At 73.0% G+C, this 215-nt stretch carries 1 pseudogene; it reads right to left on the bottom strand.

What is annotated here, in order from left to right:
* Positions 1–215, bottom strand: a pseudogene (locus EXE44_RS19850) (diguanylate cyclase); the annotation flags it as partial.

Here is a 215-nt window from a genome sequence, read left to right as displayed (position 1 = left end):
AAGTCGGCGCGGGCGTCGCGGAACTCGGCGCGGACATCGGCGTCCGGGTCCGCCGCCTGGAACAGGCGGGGGTTCCGGCCCCGGAGGTCGTCGAGCGCGTAGCCGGTCCAGTCGCGGAACCACCGGTTGACGTAAACGATCGGCGTATCGCGGTACGCCGGTCCGGTGAGGGTGAGGCCGAGCGGGACGTCGTCGAACGCGCGGACGCGGTCGAC

Origin of the sequence: Halorubrum sp. SS7, assembly GCF_005435055.1 — an archaeon.
In the GTDB taxonomy this organism is placed as follows: domain Archaea; phylum Halobacteriota; class Halobacteria; order Halobacteriales; family Haloferacaceae; genus Halorubrum; species Halorubrum salinarum.
Note: the sequence above shows the minus strand (reverse complement) of the source record. Positions and strands in the feature narration are given on the sequence as shown.